This window comes from Pseudomonas sp. BCRC 81390, assembly GCF_030341915.1.
Taxonomy (GTDB): domain Bacteria; phylum Pseudomonadota; class Gammaproteobacteria; order Pseudomonadales; family Pseudomonadaceae; genus Aquipseudomonas.
Genome location: NZ_JATAAG010000089.1, coordinates 1,986 through 2,430 on the forward strand (window position 1 = coordinate 1,986; position 445 = coordinate 2,430).

The 445-nt window shown below is 62.2% G+C and carries 1 protein-coding gene; it reads left to right on the forward strand.

The window, feature by feature from the left end:
* A partial coding sequence (locus QSV36_RS25110; RefSeq protein ID WP_289135756.1) for an immunoglobulin-like domain-containing protein occupies window positions 1-445 on the forward strand: 445 nt, incomplete at both ends.

Genomic DNA, 445 nt, shown 5'->3' on the forward strand with positions numbered 1-445 from the left:
CGATGTCACCACAGCGACCCTGACGGCGACGCCGTCTGTGACCGAAGGTGGCGTGATCACCTACACCGTGACCCTGAGCAACCCGGCCCAGACCCCGGTGACCGTGACCCTGTCCAACGGGCAGACCATTACCGTTGAAGCTGGCAAGACCCAGGGCAGCGTCGATTTCGAAACCCCGGCGAACGACGTCTACAACAATGGCTCGACCGTCAGTGTGACCATCGAAAACGCCACCGGGGGTAACTTCGAGCAGCTGACCCCAAATCCGACCCCGGCCCAGACCACCATCAACGACTCGGTCGATGTCACCACAGCGACCCTGACGGCGACGCCGTCTGTGACCGAAGGTGGCGTGATCACTTACACCGTGACGCTGAGCAACCCTGCCCAGACCCCGGTGACCGTGACTTTGTCCAACGGCCAGACCATTACCGTTGAAGCCGGT